The 16,941-nt window shown below is 44.3% G+C and carries 17 protein-coding genes; 5 read left to right on the forward strand and 12 right to left on the reverse strand.

Translation table 11 applies throughout. The annotated features are described in order from the left end of the window. Positions 1 to 315 precede the first annotated feature (315 nt). From G587_RS24505 to G587_RS22580, 9 genes are read right to left on the reverse strand one after another with little or no spacing between them, the layout of a single operon-like run. The gene (locus G587_RS24505; protein WP_026492420.1) at positions 316 to 1,800 is read right to left on the reverse strand and encodes a diguanylate cyclase; all 1,485 of its coding nucleotides are present in this window, start codon (positions 1,798 to 1,800) and stop codon (positions 316 to 318) included. A gap of 49 nt (positions 1,801 to 1,849) precedes the next feature. After that, the gene (locus tag G587_RS24510) at positions 1,850 to 2,266 is read right to left on the reverse strand and encodes a hypothetical protein (RefSeq protein ID WP_026492421.1); all 417 of its coding nucleotides are present in this window, start codon (positions 2,264 to 2,266) and stop codon (positions 1,850 to 1,852) included. Continuing rightward, the gene (locus tag G587_RS22570; RefSeq protein ID WP_035786547.1) at positions 2,256 to 2,843 is read right to left on the reverse strand and encodes a hypothetical protein; all 588 of its coding nucleotides are present in this window, start codon (positions 2,841 to 2,843) and stop codon (positions 2,256 to 2,258) included. The genes G587_RS24510 and G587_RS22570 overlap by 11 nt, the downstream gene beginning before the upstream one ends. Positions 2,844 to 2,852: 9 nt before the next feature. Next, positions 2,853 to 3,341 (reverse strand): DUF4860 domain-containing protein, encoded by a 489-nt coding sequence (locus tag G587_RS0111875; protein WP_026492422.1) that lies wholly within the window; start codon positions 3,339 to 3,341, stop codon positions 2,853 to 2,855. Further along, complete coding sequence (locus G587_RS0111880) at positions 3,338 to 3,697, reverse strand: hypothetical protein (protein WP_051200995.1); 360 nt, start codon at positions 3,695 to 3,697, stop codon at positions 3,338 to 3,340. The genes G587_RS0111875 and G587_RS0111880 overlap by 4 nt, the downstream gene beginning before the upstream one ends. A gap of 7 nt (positions 3,698 to 3,704) precedes the next feature. Beyond that, positions 3,705 to 4,757 (reverse strand): type II secretion system F family protein, encoded by a 1,053-nt coding sequence (locus tag G587_RS0111885; protein WP_026492424.1) that lies wholly within the window; start codon positions 4,755 to 4,757, stop codon positions 3,705 to 3,707. A gap of 16 nt (positions 4,758 to 4,773) precedes the next feature. Continuing rightward, on the reverse strand, positions 4,774 to 5,928 hold the full coding sequence (locus G587_RS22575) for a transglutaminase domain-containing protein (protein WP_051200996.1): 1,155 nt from the start codon (positions 5,926 to 5,928) through the stop codon (positions 4,774 to 4,776). Beyond that, a complete protein-coding gene (locus tag G587_RS0111895; RefSeq protein WP_026492425.1) occupies positions 5,925 to 6,413 on the reverse strand; it encodes an RNA polymerase sigma factor in 489 nt (162 codons plus the stop codon). Before G587_RS0111895 ends, G587_RS22575 begins: the two co-directional genes overlap by 4 nt. A gap of 11 nt (positions 6,414 to 6,424) precedes the next feature. After that, a complete protein-coding gene (locus G587_RS22580; RefSeq protein WP_035786548.1) occupies positions 6,425 to 7,147 on the reverse strand; it encodes a GGDEF domain-containing protein in 723 nt (240 codons plus the stop codon). Positions 7,148 to 7,332: 185 nt separating this feature from the next. On the opposite strand from G587_RS22580, the gene G587_RS0111905 reads away from it, so the two are divergent. Beyond that, complete coding sequence (locus G587_RS0111905; RefSeq protein ID WP_026492426.1) at positions 7,333 to 7,575, forward strand: hypothetical protein; 243 nt, start codon at positions 7,333 to 7,335, stop codon at positions 7,573 to 7,575. 3 nt (positions 7,576 to 7,578) lie between these two features. Here G587_RS0111905 and G587_RS0111910 read toward each other — a convergent pair whose 3' ends face one another. From G587_RS0111910 to G587_RS0111920, 3 genes are all read right to left on the reverse strand, one after another. Next, entirely contained in the window at positions 7,579 to 8,409 is an 831-nt protein-coding gene (locus G587_RS0111910; RefSeq protein WP_026492427.1) for a histidinol-phosphatase HisJ family protein, read from the reverse strand. Between the two features lie 143 nt (positions 8,410 to 8,552). Further along, positions 8,553 to 10,559, reverse strand: coding sequence for a methyl-accepting chemotaxis protein (locus tag G587_RS0111915; protein ID WP_026492428.1), 2,007 nt, complete (start codon positions 10,557 to 10,559; stop codon positions 8,553 to 8,555). 41 nt (positions 10,560 to 10,600) lie between these two features. After that, complete coding sequence (locus G587_RS0111920; RefSeq protein ID WP_026492429.1) at positions 10,601 to 12,658, reverse strand: methyl-accepting chemotaxis protein; 2,058 nt, start codon at positions 12,656 to 12,658, stop codon at positions 10,601 to 10,603. Positions 12,659 to 13,020: 362 nt separating this feature from the next. Between G587_RS0111920 and gap the strand changes: the two genes are divergently transcribed. The 4 genes from gap to G587_RS0111940 all read left to right on the forward strand — a co-directional run bounded on the left by gap (position 13,021) and on the right by G587_RS0111940 (position 16,941). Continuing rightward, positions 13,021 to 14,046, forward strand: a complete 1,026-nt coding sequence (gap, locus tag G587_RS0111925) for a type I glyceraldehyde-3-phosphate dehydrogenase (protein WP_026492430.1) — start codon at positions 13,021 to 13,023, stop codon at positions 14,044 to 14,046. Positions 14,047 to 14,201: 155 nt separating this feature from the next. Beyond that, positions 14,202 to 15,437 carry a phosphoglycerate kinase gene (locus tag G587_RS0111930; RefSeq protein WP_026492431.1) on the forward strand — a complete coding sequence of 412 codons (1,236 nt, stop codon included), beginning with the start codon at positions 14,202 to 14,204 and terminating at the stop codon, positions 15,435 to 15,437. A 157-nt stretch (positions 15,438 to 15,594) separates the two neighbouring features. Next, the gene (gene tpiA / locus G587_RS0111935) at positions 15,595 to 16,341 is read left to right on the forward strand and encodes a triose-phosphate isomerase (RefSeq protein WP_026492432.1); all 747 of its coding nucleotides are present in this window, start codon (positions 15,595 to 15,597) and stop codon (positions 16,339 to 16,341) included. 84 nt (positions 16,342 to 16,425) lie between these two features. After that, positions 16,426 to 16,941, forward strand: a complete 516-nt coding sequence (locus G587_RS0111940; protein ID WP_026492433.1) for a shikimate kinase — start codon at positions 16,426 to 16,428, stop codon at positions 16,939 to 16,941.

Consider the following 16,941-nt stretch of genomic DNA (forward strand, 5'->3'; position numbering starts at 1 on the left):
AAGATATTTGTATAAGGGGACGAAGAATGTTCTTGCACAAAGCGTGTTGCTTGCAATCGGATTCGATATCAATAAACTGCATCACAAGATCATGGCCGGCCGAACAGGAACTCATCTTTTTGAGCTAAAGAAAACGGCATAATTTTTGATCCTTAAAAATCAAACTCCTGTATCTGATCCGAAGATATCTTCGGACTATTAAGTTACTCTAAAAATATGAGATATGAGCAGAAAGCAGATATAAGTACCGATTTTTAGGCCTGAAAAAAGGCCATCGCCTAGATGATTTAATCATCTAATGCGACAGCCCCATTTTTATTTAATCAGTTCATCAATTGCAGCCTTGAAGGAGGCTGAATTTTCTGTTTCAAAGAAGACTCTGTCCGCGCCGCATTCACGGGCTTCCATGAAGGATTCTTCTTCGGAAGCAACGGCGATAACAGGGATGTGATTGAAGCCGGCACGTTCCTTTATATATTGTACAACCTGGTTGCCGGAGAGTTTTTCAAGATCAAGATCTACAATCACAAGGCGTATGGTTTCGCGATACTGACTGAGGTTAGACAGGGCAACGTCACCGCTGTGAACTTCGATTACATCGAATTTAACAGAGGCAGCTTCAACAAAAGGCTTGGAGCGAGGGTGATTCTCAGGGCAGGCCAGCAGAATCAGAGGCTTTTCAAAGGTGCGGGATTCGGGGATGATCCAGGAGCTCACACTGTTTTTGCCCATAACCTTGGACTGATAGAGGGCATCGTCAGCCATGCGGAATACTTCGCCCATGGGGTGGTCACCGGTGTCGATGATGGCTCCTATACTAAGCGTGAACTTTGTTCCTGTTCCAAGGTCCAGATCCATAAGCATCATCTGCAGACTCCTGCAGCGCATTTCCACAAGATCAAGGCGTGCTATGCCCGGCATAAAGACCATGAATTCGTCGCCACCGAATCTTCCGATATAGTCAGAGGAACGGAAATTTTTTCTTAAGAGATCTCCGAGGTTTGACAGGAGAAGGTCACCGACGTTGTGACCAAAATTGTCATTTACCTGCTTGAAATTATCCACGTCAATTACGCACATTCCGCAGGGCTCGCCTGGCTTTCTGCGATCGAAGAAATTGTTTATCGAGGAAAGAAGAGCACCCTTATTAAGAAGGAAGGTAAGCTTATCTATAGTGCTTATCTTGGTGAGCTCCGCAATGGCAAGACCCTCCTTGGCACGGGATACCAGGATGATCTGGGCGCAGAGCATGGAAGGAATGTAGGAAGCAAAGGCGACATAAACATCCCTGAGGAAGACGTTGTAGGGCTTACAGTAATAGGATGCGGTGCAGAAAATCGCAACGAGCAAAATACCAAAAAGCCCGTATTTATACATCCTTGCAATGTATACAGTAGGAAATACCATCAGAAACAGAGGGAACCAGATAGACTGATTTCCGGGATCAGAGGTCATGTCCCTGAAAATAAAGATAATAAACAGCATGAAATAAAAGGACAGACAGATAATATCGCTGACAGTGGTAGATTTAATGGCCTTATTCCTGTTGTAAAGATTTATCAGATAATATAAGCCAAGGAATGGACAGAGCAGAAGATGAGCGAGGCTTATTCTGAAGTCGGGAACAACCAGTTTGGCGATAAATATCATGGCAATAGTGACCATGGATATATACATGCATGCTTTGCGGAGAGAGTATTTGTTACTCTCTCTGATAGAGTGTGCACACTTATCGAAATACTCAAGGATAAGCTTATATTCTTTTTTTAGGCTGAAGTATCTTAATTCCGAATCAGACATATTCATACCTCAAAAAAGATCAGCAGTACATTTAAATCACAGGGCTGTGTTAACGCTTGAGCACAGGAAGGGTTTCATCCAGAATCAGATTCTCGTCATGGGTTACAACCTTCCACTGGGCTATCCTGTATGTGGAGTCGTCATCTTCATGGGCGGGCGTTATCGCAACATCCAGGGTCTGGAATTCACTTAAGGTAAAGCTCTTTTCAATGAGCTTTTCATCAGCTTTTTCCTCATCAAAACTTACATTTCTAAGTGCAGGTTCGTGCTCTGCTATGAATCCGTTTGCCTCATGACAGGCCCTGTAGTAGGCAATCGAGCGCTCCTGCATCTTCTGACTCAACACGTAGTCCGCCCTGGAATTAACTAAAGTCAGAGCGGCGAAGGATATAAGACTTAACACCAGGAAAATGAGTAATACTGATGCCGCGCCGATATGGGTGCTGTAAACAGGATTACGTTTCATCAGCATTGACCTCCATTGTTCCTATGTAATAATCAGTAAATCTGTCAGAGATAACATCCTGATCAGCGTCCTTGGAGATGCGATCGATAATAAGGCTGTTTTCCATCTTGATCAGGGCTATCTCACCCACAAGAGCGTTGCCGTCCATACGTCCGGTGTCGGCAGCAGTATCTGCATAAACTTCAGCAGCAGGGAGCTCTGAGATGCAAAGAAGAAGCTCATACTTTGCATTTTCAAGAGCACCGTTTTCTGTAGGAAAACGTATCAGCTCAAAGTTTTCATCAAAAAACATAACCAGAGTTCCGACCTCTGGATTGTCCTCGTAGGAGACCAGAACTATGGAGCTGTCGGAGTAAAAATCCGCTATGGAGCGAAGATTCCCCTTTAGTCCATGGAACACCTCCGATATATTCTGGGTCCAAAGCACAGAGTTGTTCATCTCGACAGAGGTCTCGGAGAGTGTGTGAGCCCTTACAAAAAGCTGGACACAGATTGCTCCCGAAATTGAAAAGAACAGAATCGCTATGATGAGCTCCATAAGGAATAGGCTCGTTTTACTGTGTATTGCTCTGTCCATCTAAGATCCTCATTCGCTTGAACGTTTGGCGGTAATAAAGGTCAGGTCCTCACCATCCTCCAAAGTGATGGTTATTTCCAGCATTCCGTTTCCCTTTGAATTTATGACAAGACCCTGGATGTTCATTATCTTCTGACCGGATTCAGGAGGAAGATCCCCCGCATCGGCTCTTGCATAGAGCTCCATCAGAGCACCGTCATAATCGTAAAGGTACGTTACGTAAGGCGTATCGCCTATCTGACTGTCTATTCGGATCGCACCGGACTTGTTAAAAATGTCCGTGCTGATACTTCCTTCTTCATCGCACTGCCTCAGCTTTTCAGTGATATAAGCGTAAGCCGTGCGCTTGTCATAGCTTTTCGTAAGAGTGTCCACACCACGCTTATATATGCTTGAGCCAAGGGCAATCAGCATCAGCGCTCCCATCGCAAAGAGAAACAGGAGTGCGATAACGAAAAGCATATCCACGGTATGTCTGCTGTCCATATTTCTTTTCATGGATTATTACCTACGAAACTCTTTTCTGTGCGCAAAATCGTCACATCCGGATAAATATTGGATGCGATGGGTCTGTAGTCTACAAAAAATATGTCCTTGTCATAGACAAGAGCATAGTGCTCCTCCAGATACTCAAGGCTCGGAGGGTAGATGCCCTCGATGGAGTAGCACTGCACAATATCCCTCGCAATTGCGGTGTGGAGGCTCTCCTCCTGTTTATTGATGGTGCTTTGACTTATCTGAGCTACACCTGTGAAAAACACACCTACAACTACGACAAGGATAATGGTCGGAATTATGAATCCCAGGATTCCGGATATTAAGTTCTCTTTTTTCTTTAAAGTAATTTCTTCCATAAAACCATCATCCTATCGATGACATAATTCCCATTAGAGGCAGTATTACTGATAGCAGTATCAGTCCGACGATAAGTGACAAAATGATAACCAGAGTGGGCTCCAATATGGAAATGAAATTGTACATTTTTCTCTGGGTCTCATCGGAATATTTTCTTGCAATCTGCTTCATTACTGTGTCCATGGAACCTGACTGAAAACCGATTGCCACCATTCTCGAGTAGAATCTGTTGAAGATTCCCGCCTCCTGAAGGGCTTCCGGGAAGCTGTCACCGGATGCGATAAGAGAGCGGCAGGTGTCGATTTTTGCAGCCATTTCCTTATATTCGACGAGCTTACTTACGAGCCTCAGGCCTTCGTAGGTGTCCATTCCACTTGACAGTGTAAGCACCATTCCGTTGGCAAATCTGGCTGTTGAAATCTCGCTGTATATCTTTCTTATGGGCGGAATATGCATTCCGATGGATCTGAATAGCGTGCGTCCCTTGGTGGTTTTTACAAAGAAAATGCATGCTCCTGAAAAGATCACCATGATGATTATGAAAAGCACGGAGTAGTTATTCAGGGCATTTCCAATGGACATAAGAGACCTTGAAAAGCTGTTCATGCTGGTTCCGAGCTGTGCAAATACCTGTCCGAAAATGGGCAGAACCTGGGTTATCAAAACGATGATAACGACGATCATCATGCCTATCATGATAAGAGGATAGGAGATGGCACTGCTGATGTTGTTCCTGATGGTATCCTCCTGCTCGTAGTAGTCAGCCAGCGAATCCATTACAAGGTCAAGATTACCGGATTCCTCACCGATGGTGACCATATGGATCACGTAGCCCGGAAAAGCCCCTGTCATCTGAAGGGCTATATGGAATTTTTCACCCGAGCTTAGTATCTGCGAAATGGTGCGCAGCGTGGAGTCATCATCCTCGAACTTGAAGTCCTGGAGCATGATCTCAATTCCCTCTAAAGGCGCTATTCCGGCCTTGATAAGAAGGGCCATCTGTCTGCAAAAAACAGAAATCTCATAATCGGTTAAGACCTTTTTTACCCGTGATTTCATCCGGTTTCTCCTGTTTTCAGTAAATGTATTTTCTCTGATAGTTCTTGCCGTCTCCGATGAAGTTTGCAAGCTTTTCAGTATCTGTCGTTGAAGCGAAGGTCGGATCCATAAGTGACCATTCCTTGCCGTCGAACTTTATCATTCCGTTAACCCAGCCAATATCGGTTATGTATGTGCTTATCCATGCGTGGTAGGCGCTTCCCGCGTAGCCCACCTCCATTCTTGTGGGTATCCTCTGGGAGCGGAGCATGGCCGTCATCAAAACTGCATAATCAAGGCATATTCCTTTTCCTGTGGTCAGCACCTCATCCACATCAGGGATGTATCCGCTCTGAACGGTCTCTGCTTCCTCGTAGTCGTAGGTGAGGCTGCTTATCAGCGCGTTGTAAACGGAGGATACCACGTCTAAGTCGCTGTTTGCGGTGTAGGAGAGATACTCGCTGTAGGCTATGGCCTGATTGCCCTCGTTAAAATCCACGTACTGATTAGGATAGAGGAAGGGCAAAAACTTATCGTTTATAGTTACGGTCACCTTCTGAGAAAATGCTGTCACATACTGGGTTGCAGCAAGATTCTCGTATACACATATCAGGTATTCGCCGTCTCCTGCCTGAAGCGGGAAAACCTCCTCTTTTCCGCCGTCCACAGCAAGGTTATAGGTATAGACGATCTCGTCAGGACCTGTTATACGGAGCTTAACCTTACCTGAATCTCCGGTGTACTGAACGATGATGTAACCGTCTGCTGCATTGGTTATATCAACCATGGTTATGTCATTTTTTAGTACTTCCTTTCTTCCGGGAGTCGGTCTTAAGCAAAGGGGAGTGTTGTCCCGCTTGCCCTTAACAAGGCCTGTCACATCATAGCTTTCTCTGTTTGCCATTGCTTTGGCAGCCAGAGCCCTGTCCTCATCTATCACAGGACCGGTAGGAAGAATAAGAAGGAGCACCGGTGAAAACAGCGTCAGCACGATCATCACAAGGCATGCAAAAATGTTTATTGTCACTGATGAGATAAAATGGTTTTCATCGTCTCTGTTTTTTTCCACAGTTTCAGTATCTGATAGAAAATCAATTTCCTTGCCGCTTTCGTGAATGATATCTACCAGTATCTTAGAAGCATCATCATCGCTTATATGAAATTTGTTAGAGCGATTTCTTTCGTATTTCATGGTGTTATTGACAGCTTCCTTAGTTCGAGCATGTGATCCCGCGCCAGTGAAAGAGTGCGGTTAACATGACTTTTTCGTATGTGAAGAGCGCCTGCAATTTCTTTGTCCGTAAGACCTGTAAAATCGTGAAGGAAGAATATCTCTTTCTCGAAAAACGGCAGGGACATAAGCTCCTCCGGATGTAGCAGAGAGTACAGGTCTGTCCTTGTGTCTGCCACATTTTTCTCATAACATACATCGAAGGCTATGCGCCTTAGCCACGCAGGGAAAAGTGACGGGTCCTTCAGCTTTAAAATATTTTTCCTTGCAATGGTATAGATTTCAGATACCGCTTCCAGGCTTTCCTTTTCATCGTCCAGAATTATTCTACAGTAGTTGTAGGTGTCATCCACGGTGAGGCAGTAGAGCTGTGCAAAGCTTTCCGTATCATCATTCCATGCCCCAAGGACAAGTCTTCTGATTTTTGCGGTGTTATCTGTCAGCATGCTTTTTACCTCTATACAAGGGCCTTGGGATTATCCTCAAAGCTCTGGTAAGCATTTGTTATCAGCGTATAAAAATGGTCGGCGCTAACTTCATCCTCCAAAGTACTTGAATACTCAAGCTCTATAGGTGAATCGGGAGAGATGGCATTGTGGTTGTGAATGCGTCTTCCCAGCTCGCCCATAAATAATTCCACAGAGTTCTGATCACAGTTTTCAAGAATGACGAGAAACTCATTTCCGCTGTTTCTTCCGATAAGTCCGTACTGGGTTCCTACGGATTCAAGGATTGAACAAAAATCGGAGATCACCTTGTCTCCGGCGGCCCGGCCCTTGTCCTCATTTATCTCCTTGATGTTTTTGATTGCGATTAGGATACAGCCAAGGTGCATCAGCTTTTCAGGTGAATCGTACTTTTGCGAGATACGGTCGATGCTGTATCTGTTTGGCAGACCGGTAAGCTTATCAAGGAAGGAGAGATCGTTTAAATCCCTTGCCACCTCGGCATTCTTTTTTAATAAAAGAAAATCCATAAACATACTCACAAAACCTGTCAGAATGCTCAGCCAGGTGATCGCAAAGGTGGCAAGAAAAAGCTTGTCCGACATTATCGTGCTGCGAAAATCCTTACTAAAGAGGATGATCGCAAAGTACAAACAGGCAAGTACTATGAGTACGGTCATGAATATGGTTTTTGTCAGTTTCAATTTTTTTGCAAGGCTTTTTTTGTAAGGCATCAAAACTCTCCAACAGTTGTTTTTCAGCATTTTAGTACCGTTTGATTGCATAAAATCCTCAATAACATTATAGAATACAAAAATGCATTAACCATAAACTGTGGATAAAGTTAGGGTAAAGAATTCGGAAAATCACACATTCGCAAAATACTATTTAGTATAATTTTTTTAACGAGGTATTGATCATGAAAATTATCATTTTTGCGGTTGTTCTGATTCTTATAATATTAGCGGTGGTTCTGGGGTATCTGTATCTTGAAGAATGCTCCCGGCTGAGAAAAAGACTTATAAAAATGGGAGTAAGTAAAGAAGAAGTGATGCCTTTTCCAAAGAGAATATCAGTGATGTACCTCAGAGATATTCTCTATGAAAAGGAAACAGAACTGGCAGAAGAGTGCTTCCTGACAGTTGAAAAGGATTCATATTAAAAGTCAGAGCTTTACGAATTTAGCTTTGCGGTTTGAAAAGAGTGCATAGTGCTTAAAGCCACAGGCTTTTGCCATTTCCACGGCGGTATCAAAACCGAGGGCTACGTTCTCCGCCTTGTGGGCATCGGAGCCAAAGGTTATTATTTCGCCGCCAAGCTCGCGGAAGCGGGCGAGTATATCCTTTGAGGGATTAAGGTCTCCTAAGGACGGCTCAGAATAAAGGGCTTTGGTGTTTACATCAAGGCCTTTTCCTTTGCTTATAAGTGTCTTTAAAATCTCATCAATAATATCGCTGTAGTCCTTGTATCTGTAATCCCTGTTGAGATTTGGAGCGTAGCGGACAAGATAATCAAGGTGACCCAGTACGTCAAAATCATCAAAGAGCTGAATGTTCTCAAGGGTGGACTCAAAGAACTCCATGAAGGCTTCATGCTCGGTTCGTCCCTCGTAGAAGGAGGAGTAGTAGGGGTCCTTTTTGTGAACCAGATGGTTTGATCCGATTACAAAATCAAAGGGATATTTATTTATATAGTCAGCGTTTATCTTAACTATCTGAGGCTGAAGACCAAGCTCTATTCCAAAATAAATATCGATTATTCCCTTGTATTTTTCCTTGTAAAGAAACAGCTCATCCTGATATTCATCGGTGTTGACCTCGAATTTTCCGGCGGGATCTGTTTCGCAAATTATATAATCCATATCCATATGCTCTGTTATACAGATTGCAGGAAGCTTTTTTTCAAGGGCCTGCTTAATAACCATCTCCATGGGAGTATCGCAGTCTCCGGAGTGGTGTGTGTGCATATGAAAATCTGCAGGTAATCTATGTGACATAATCGTTTTCTCCATTTGTCATATTTTGAGCCTTCATTTTAGCACTTTAAAGGTAAGTTTCCAAATAAAAAGAATATGACCACGAATTTACTGCAATAAAAAGGCGGCAGCCCTTTGAGCTACCGCCTGAATGATCAATATATTTATGATTTGAAGAATGCCATTTCTTCGTTGAGCTTTTCAGCAACTTCCTTAAGAGCATCAGCGGAGGAAGCAAGGGTGGTAACAGTAGCTGAGAGCTCCTGCATGGAGGCACCTGTTTCCTCGGAGGATGCTGCATTCTCCTCGGAGATAGCTGAGAGGGCACTCATGGTGTCAACAACTGCGTTCTTTGAGGAATCGCAGGTATCTGCACCCTGGGAGATGATACTTACGCCGCCGACAGTGCTGCTGATATCTTCAAGCATACCGTTTACGGCATCAAGAGTTTCACCGAGAGCGATCTGCTGATCCATATTACCCTGCTTGACATCAGCGGCTGCTGATACGGCTGCATTACTCTGCTCAAGAAGGACATCCATTTCACGTCTGATGTCGTCAGCCATCTGCTTGGAATCATCAGCCAGCTTGCCGATTTCCTCTGCAACAACTGCGAAGCCTTTTCCAGCTTCACCGGCTCTTGCTGCCTCGATGGAAGCGTTAAGTGAAAGGAGGTTGGTCTGGGTTGCGATAGAAGCGATGCCCTCAACCTTTTCATTAATATTGGTAACGGCTTCCTGAGTAGCGGAAATGGTATTGGAAATATCATCAATCTTATTGGTCATATCGGAGGAGGATTCCTGCAGGGATGCAAGGGATCTGCTGGATACCTCGGAGGCTTCCTTCATCTTCTGAGTGATGCTTGAAAGGTTGCCTGTGGAGTTTTGCACATCCATGACTGCATCGCCGATTCTTCCGACATTTTCAGATGCACTCTGGATTTCATCAGCCTGCTGGGTTGCACCGGATGCGATTTCCTGAACTGCATTTGATACATCCTCAGCTGTCTGTGATATCTGATTTGCTGTATCGGAGAGCTCCTCTGAGGAGGAACCTACGGTCTTTGCGGATTCCTTAATATTGGTAACGATGTGGTCGAGCTTTTCAATAACATCGTTGGTGTTGTGGATCATCTCGCCGAATTCGTCTTTTCTGTTTGCAAACTTATCAACCTTTGCAAAGCGTCCGTCTGCCAGAAGTGAAAGAGAATCATTAACTGCCTTGACAGGATTTGTGAAGGACAGTGCCATTCTGACGGAGATAACAATAGCGATGATAAGCATTACTATTCCTATGCCGATGACTATGAGAGCAGAGGAGCGGGCAGATGCATTAACCTTTGCTTTGTCTACTACTACGCAGATAGTCCATCCGGATGAAGAATTCTTTACATAGTTTACAATGGCGTTGAAATCCTCTTCTGTGGAGGTTTCATAATAGCCTTCTTCCTTAGTTGCTGTCATGAACTGAGACTGACTGCGGTCCTCTTCGGTATCAGGAGTGATCTTGACCTGGGAGTGGGCACCTACATTACCGGTATTATCAGCGATAAAGGCATTCTCACTTTCCTTGGCGAGAATGTCATGGAAAGAGTTGAGGTCATAGTTTCTCTGGACGATTCCAAGTACCGTTCCATCACTGGATTTTACAGGACAGGAAAAGGTAACCTGACGTGTTCCGGTAGCGGCGGAAGTGATGACATCAGAGATATCTGCTTTTCCGCCCATGGCATTTTTAAAGTAATCTCTCTTTGAGACATCTACGGGATCCTTGCCATCAGTTCTGAGAACCTGTATTCCATCAGGTCCGGTAAGAACTGTGATGGAATCATCAGCCATCATTGTATCGACATTTACAAGAAACTGGCTTTCAGTAGCCCGGAGTTCTTCATTATCTGTGGCTTCCATGAAGGCGATGGTAGACGGGGCAAGAGCGACCGACTGGATGGCCTTCTGGTTTTTATCAATAACTCTCTGCCACTCTGAGTCAAGGTACCAGGTTTCCCAGTTCATGGATTTCAGGGCATCAGTCAAAGCCTTGTCGGTTGATGTCTTATAGCTGACCGCACTTGAAATGATGAGCGGAATAGCGCATACAAGCAGCATGCTGACTATAAGCTTGGTTTTGATGCTGTTTTTTAAACTGATATTGCTTTTTGTTTTGTCATTCATAAGAGACCTCCATTATTGGTATGACTGATGGACATAGTTCTTTATTTCTCGATGATGAATTTACTCAGCTCATCGTTAATAGACAAAGCGGAATCGGATACGGAATTGGCGACATCCTCAACACCCTTGGACTCATTGGCAATATCCTGGGCACTCTGTGCAAGGGAGGTAACTGTAGCTGTAACCTCCTCGGAGCTTGCCGACTGCTCTTCGGAAATAGCAGCAACGCTCGATGCGATATCATTGACATTGCCCATCATGCTGATCATATCCTTCATGGTAGCAGCAGTACTGTTGAGGTCTTCATAAATCTTGTTGAAGCTGTCTCCTGCCTTGGCAACGGCTTCGCTGTTACTGTTGATGGCCTCCATGTTGGCCTGTGACTTTTCGGCAAGATTACGGATAAGACTGGTGATCTCAGTGATGATGGCACTGATTTCCTTGGTTGCATCCTGAGAATTTTGAGCCAGCTTACCGATTTCATCAGCAACGACTGCAAATCCTTTTCCTGCTTCGCCTGCTCTTGCAGCCTCGATTGAAGCGTTGAGGGAGAGGAGATTGGTCTGCTGTGAAATAGATTCGATCATTTCAACAATCTCGGTAATCTTATCAGCGGATTCTCCGACTGTTGTAACTACGCTGTTCATTTCATTCATGGATGCTGTGATGGTCTCCATGTTCTGCTGAACCGTATTCATATCATGCTGACCGACATCGGCCTGATCTACGAGCTCCAGCATGACTTCATTTGTTCTTGTTCCACTGTCGGTAAGGTCTGCCACTGCACCTGCAAGCTGGGTTGCGTTATTTGCCAGCTCACTTACCGCGTTTGCGATATCATCCATGGTGGTCTGGATCTGACCCATGGAAATGGACTGCTCGTTTGCACCTTCCGTCATCTTGCCGGAGGCATCCAGGGAAGTTGAGGAGTCGTTTTTTAGCTGTTCAGCCTTGGTCTGGATGGAAGTGATGGTGCTGTTCATTGTTCGCACATAGTTATCCATTTCTTTACTGATAAGACCAATCTCGTCGCCCTTATCCTGAGGCATCTTTGCAGTGAAATCACCGCCTGAGATCTTGAGAATGCTCTCGGAAAGGCCATGCACGGGCTTTGTGATGACTCTGTTGATTGTGATAATGATAACTGCTGCGATAACAATGATAAGCAGAATCATTGCTATCATTGCAATGTTCATGAACTTGTTTGCAGTTGCCTCTACATCGGCAACAGTTATGGATGATACAAGAGTCCAGTTTGTTCCCTGAATAGGAGAGCAGGCAACATACATTTTTGTAGCTGTGCCTTCCTGAGTAAGGGTGATAATATCGGTAGAACCGCTGTCAATATGCGCTTTAAGCTCTTTCAAATAATTATTGCCTGACTCGGAGATCTTGGTTCCGTTAAGTGAAGGATCAAAGAAGGAAATGATATAGTCACCGTCAAGAACGAGTGAACCTCCTGTTTTCATAGGGGTGAGCTGGTTTACACGCTCCTGAAGATCATCAAGGAATACGTCGGTAGCGCATACTCCGAGTTCTCCGTTGTAAAAATCGTTCTGGCGTACAAATGTAACACAGAGGCTGTTTGTTGTTGTGTCTACATAGGGCTCTGTCTCAACAAAGGTCTCATGACCAAGACCTTCCTTATACCAATCACGCTGTGTGGGTCTCCAGTCTGCGGGCATTTCCGAATGGTTCGCAAAAATGTAGCTGTCATCCGAAAAACCGATATATATACCGGAATTCTTGATAGCGCTATAACTTGCTGAGGGCTCGATGTATTTAAGGAGAGCATCGTGATCTTCGAAAGGAACCTGCTCCATGGTGTCGCAGTATTCGCCGAACTTTGCGGTCAGCATTCTAAAGGATGTGCCAAGCTCTAAGGCATTGGCATTGGTCTCAGCCTGCAGATCCATAAGTGAAACATCAGTAATTGTCTGCTTGGCATTTAAAGTAAGGAAAATGATTATTGCCACAACGCCGATAATGATGATCGGCATCAGGCTAAGCAGAAGAGTTTTACTGATACTTCGTTTAACCTTTTTGGAACCTGAAGACTTTACATTACTTGCATTGGAACCTTCATTATTTACTGACATTTTTAGACCTCCATATTTTAATGGCATAAAGCCGGGATATTGACATCCTAAAAATTATTGTAAACGAAATAACATATAAATAAATGGAGTTTATAGAATTGTTAGCGTTTTTAGAATTATTTAACTTATATCAATTAAGGGAAAGAAAAAAACAGAAAAAAATGAATCATTTCTATTATATGTTTACGGTTTTGTGTTTTGATGTGTTTTTATTGTGATTATTTTATGTTTTTGCCCAAGATTACTTGAAAAAATATGAGAAGTCAGATAAAATAATTTTGCTGTCAAATTTTTGACAATCACGTTGTAAAGAATTAGTAACAGCAAATAAATTATTTTTAATCATTTTAGGAGGACTTAAAATGGCAGTAAAGGTAGCAATTAATGGTTTTGGCCGTATCGGTCGTCTTGCATTCAGACAGATGTTCGAGCACGAGGGAACAGAGATCGTAGCAATCAACGATCTTACAGATCCTAAGATGCTTGCACACCTTCTCAAGTATGATTCTTCTCAGGGTAAGTATAAGTACGCTGACAAGGTATCATTCAGCGATCACTCTATCACAGTAAACGGTAAAGAGATCGAGATCTACAAGGAGGCTGATGCTAATAACCTTCCTTGGGGCAAAATCGGTGTAGACGTTGTTCTTGAGTGCACAGGTTTCTACACATCTAAGGATAAGGCTCAGGCACACATCAACGCTGGTGCTAAGAAGGTTGTTATTTCTGCTCCTGCAGGAAATGATCTTCCTACTATCGTATATAACGTTAACCACGAGACACTTACAGCAGATGACAACATCATCTCTGCAGCTTCTTGTACAACAAACTGCCTTGCACCTATGGCAAAGGCTCTTAACGACTACGCACCTATCCAGTCTGGTATCATGGCAACAATCCATGCTTACACAGGTGATCAGATGATCCTCGATGGTCCTCAGAGAAAGGGTGACCTTAGAAGAGCACGTGCAGGCGCTGTTAACATCGTTCCTAACAGCACAGGTGCTGCAAAGGCTATCGGCCTTGTTATTCCTGAACTCAACGGCAAGCTCATCGGCGCTGCTCAGAGAGTACCGGTTCCGACAGGTTCAACAACACTTCTCTTCGCTGTAGTTAAGAGCAGCACAGAGGTTACAAAGGATAGCATCAACGCAGCTATGAAGAAGGCTTCAGATCCTGAGACATTCGGTTACAACGAGGATGAGATCGTATCTTCTGATATCGTTGGAATGACATATGGTTCACTCTTCGATGCTACACAGACAATGGTTACAAAGATTGGCGACGATCTTTACGAAGTTCAGGTTGTTTCATGGTATGACAACGAGAACTCATACACATCTCAGATGGTTCGTACAATCAAGTACTTCGAGAAGTTCGTTAAGTAAGCACCGCGCGAGGTACTCGCGAGCGCTTGGTGCGCACTTAGTTCGATCGAGCGATAGCGAGAGTCGAACTTCCTTGTAAAACTTGGAATCATTAAGGAGGGTCCGGTCCGTTTGGACCTGACCCTCTTATTTTTTATTTTAGGAGGAATAAAATAATGGCACTTAATAAGAAATCAGTTGACGATTTCAGCGCAAAGGGCAGAAGAGTACTTGTTCGTTGTGACTTCAACGTACCTCTTAAGAACGGCGAGATCACAGACGAGACACGTATCAACGCTGCACTTCCTACAATCAAAAAGCTTATCGCAGATGGCGGCAAGGTAATCCTTTGCTCACATCTTGGTAAGGTTAAGAACGGTCCCAACGACGGCGAGTCTCTTGCTCCTGTAGCAAAGAGCCTTTCTGCTAAGCTTGGCAAGGACGTTAAATTCATCGCAGACTTCAACGTAACAGGTGCAGATGCAACTGCTGCAGTTGAGGCTATGGGCGAGGGTGATGTAGTTCTTCTTCAGAATACACGTTTCCGTGGCAAGGAAGAGACAAAGCCTTCAGATGCTGGCGAAGCTTTTGCAAAAGAGCTTGCTGATCTTTGCGATGACTATGTATGCGACGCTTTCGGATCTGCTCACAGAGCACACGCTTCCGTAGCTGTTGTTACAAAGTATGTTCGTGAAAAGGGTGGCAACTGTGCAGTTGGTTACCTTATGCAGAAGGAGATCGACTTCCTCGGCAACGCCGTTGAGAATCCGGTTCGTCCTTTCGTAGCAATCCTTGGTGGTGCTAAGGTTGCTGATAAGCTTAACGTTATCAATAACCTCCTTGAGAAGTGCGATACACTTATCATCGGTGGTGGTATGGCTTACACATTCCTTAAGGCTAAGGGATATGAAGTTGGTCTTTCACTTGTTGATAACGAGAAGATCGATTATTGTAAGGAAATGATGGAGAAGGCTGAGAAGAACGGCAAGAAGCTGCTTCTTCCTGTCGATACAGTTGTATCTGGTGGTTTCCCGGATCCTATCGACAATCCTGATATCGAGACAGCTATCGTTGAGTCAAGCTCAATCCCTGCTGACAAGGAAGGTCTTGATATCGGCGTTAAGACAAGAGAGCTCTTCGCAGACGCTGTAAAGAGCGCAAAGACTGTTGTTTGGAACGGACCTATGGGTGTATTCGAGAACCCTGTACTTGCTGAAGGTACAAAGGCTGTTGCTAAGGCTCTTGCTGAGACAGATGCTACAACAATCATCGGTGGTGGTGATAGTGCAGCTGCTGTTAACCAGCTCGGCTTCGCTGATAAGATGAGCCACATTTCAACAGGTGGCGGAGCTTCCCTCGAGTTCCTTGAAGGTAAGGAACTTCCTGGCGTAGTTGCTGCTGATGATAAGTAATCTGCGCGAATAGGCAGAGTCAGATGAAAAGCAAGCAGCAGTATGCTGGCATACAATGCTGCTTGCTTTGAAATATGACGAGCAACGCGAACGAGGAAATACGAAGTATTTTCGAGTCTGCGTATGAGCGAAAAAGAATAAAAGGAGACATTTTAAAATGGCACGTAGAAGAATAATTGCCGGCAACTGGAAGATGAACAAAACTCCCAGCGAGGCTGTAGCTCTTTGTGCAGAGCTTAAAGATCTTGTAAAGAACGATGATGTAGACGTAGTTTACTGCGTTCCTGCTATCGATATCGTACCTGTAGTAGAGGCTGTTAAGGGCACAAACGTACACGTTGGTGCTGAGAACTTCTACATCGTTGATAGCGGCGCTTTCACAGGCGAGATTTCAGCTCCTATGCTTAAGGATGCTGGTGTTGAGTACGTTATCATCGGTCACTCAGAGAGAAGAGATATCTTCGGTGAGAACGATATCCTTATCAACCAGAAGGTTAAGAAGGCATTCGCTTCTGGTCTTACACCTATCCTTTGCTGTGGTGAGTCACTTGCACTTCGTAAGGCTGACACATACAAGGAGTGGATCGAGAGACAGATCACATGGGATCTCGATGGCGTAACAGCTGACCAGGTTAAGAAGCTTGTTATCGCTTACGAGCCAATCTGGGCTATCGGAACAGGTGAGACAGCTACAGCTGATCAGGCTGAGGAAGTTTGCGGACTTATCCGTGAGCTCATCGCTAAGCTTTATGATCAGGCTACAGCTGATGAAGTTCGCATCCAGTACGGCGGATCAATGAACGCTGGCAACGCTGCTGAGCTTCTTTCAAAGCCCAACATCGATGGTGGTCTTATCGGTGGCGCTTCACTTAAGCCTGACTTTGGCAAGATTGTAAACGCTTAATAAGATAACCTAATAAGATTTTTAGAAACGGATTCAATTTGGAGATTAATCCAATTGAATCCGTTTTTTTCACCGGAGAATATTATGAAAAAAGATAACATTGTCTTAATTGGTATGCCGGCATCAGGAAAGAGTACAGTCGGCGTTATACTTGCCAAGATCCTTGGTTATAATTTTGTAGATTCAGATATTGTGATTCAGGAAAAAGAAGGCCGTAAGCTTTCCGAGATTATTGAAACGGAAGGTATCGATGGCTTTATTGATATTGAGAATAGAATAAATGCTGGTATCGAGGTTCAGAAAACCGTAGTAGCAACCGGAGGTAGCGTTGTCTACGGAAGCGAAGCGATGCAGCATTTTAAGAATATCGGCACAATAGTGTACATGAAGGTAGACATGGAGGTTCTCACAGAGCGCTTAAACGATGTTAAGCAGAGAGGCGTTGTCATGAGGGAAGGCCAGTCACTGGTGTCCCTTTATAATGAGCGCAGCAAGCTCTACGAGAAATATGCAGATATTATCATAGATGAGAAGCACAACACCATGGAAGAGGTGCTTGCAGATGTTCTTGCAAAGCTGCATGAACAGGGAGGAATTTAA

The organism is Butyrivibrio sp. XPD2002, assembly GCF_000423945.1.
GTDB lineage: Bacteria > Bacillota > Clostridia > Lachnospirales > Lachnospiraceae > Butyrivibrio.

Bases quoted from the DNA above. Each gene is read 5' to 3' on its own strand.
- G587_RS24505 (WP_026492420.1), bottom strand. From the start codon at position 1,800: ATGTCTGATTCGGAATTAAGATACTTCAGCCTAAAAAAAGAATATAAG.
- G587_RS24510 (WP_026492421.1), bottom strand. From the start codon at position 2,266: ATGAAACGTAATCCTGTTTACAGCACCCATATCGGCGCGGCATCAGTA.
- G587_RS22570 (WP_035786547.1), bottom strand. From the start codon at position 2,843: ATGGACAGAGCAATACACAGTAAAACGAGCCTATTCCTTATGGAGCTC.
- G587_RS0111875 (WP_026492422.1), bottom strand. From the start codon at position 3,341: ATGAAAAGAAATATGGACAGCAGACATACCGTGGATATGCTTTTCGTT.
- G587_RS0111880 (WP_051200995.1), bottom strand. From the start codon at position 3,697: ATGGAAGAAATTACTTTAAAGAAAAAAGAGAACTTAATATCCGGAATC.
- G587_RS0111885 (WP_026492424.1), bottom strand. From the start codon at position 4,757: ATGAAATCACGGGTAAAAAAGGTCTTAACCGATTATGAGATTTCTGTT.
- G587_RS22575 (WP_051200996.1), bottom strand. From the start codon at position 5,928: ATGAAATACGAAAGAAATCGCTCTAACAAATTTCATATAAGCGATGAT.
- G587_RS0111895 (WP_026492425.1), bottom strand. From the start codon at position 6,413: ATGCTGACAGATAACACCGCAAAAATCAGAAGACTTGTCCTTGGGGCA.
- G587_RS22580 (WP_035786548.1), bottom strand. From the start codon at position 7,147: ATGCCTTACAAAAAAAGCCTTGCAAAAAAATTGAAACTGACAAAAACC.
- G587_RS0111905 (WP_026492426.1), top strand. From the start codon at position 7,333: ATGAAAATTATCATTTTTGCGGTTGTTCTGATTCTTATAATATTAGCG.
- G587_RS0111910 (WP_026492427.1), bottom strand. From the start codon at position 8,409: ATGTCACATAGATTACCTGCAGATTTTCATATGCACACACACCACTCC.
- G587_RS0111915 (WP_026492428.1), bottom strand. From the start codon at position 10,559: ATGAATGACAAAACAAAAAGCAATATCAGTTTAAAAAACAGCATCAAA.
- G587_RS0111920 (WP_026492429.1), bottom strand. From the start codon at position 12,658: ATGTCAGTAAATAATGAAGGTTCCAATGCAAGTAATGTAAAGTCTTCA.
- gap (WP_026492430.1), top strand. From the start codon at position 13,021: ATGGCAGTAAAGGTAGCAATTAATGGTTTTGGCCGTATCGGTCGTCTT.
- G587_RS0111930 (WP_026492431.1), top strand. From the start codon at position 14,202: ATGGCACTTAATAAGAAATCAGTTGACGATTTCAGCGCAAAGGGCAGA.
- tpiA (WP_026492432.1), top strand. From the start codon at position 15,595: ATGGCACGTAGAAGAATAATTGCCGGCAACTGGAAGATGAACAAAACT.
- G587_RS0111940 (WP_026492433.1), top strand. From the start codon at position 16,426: ATGAAAAAAGATAACATTGTCTTAATTGGTATGCCGGCATCAGGAAAG.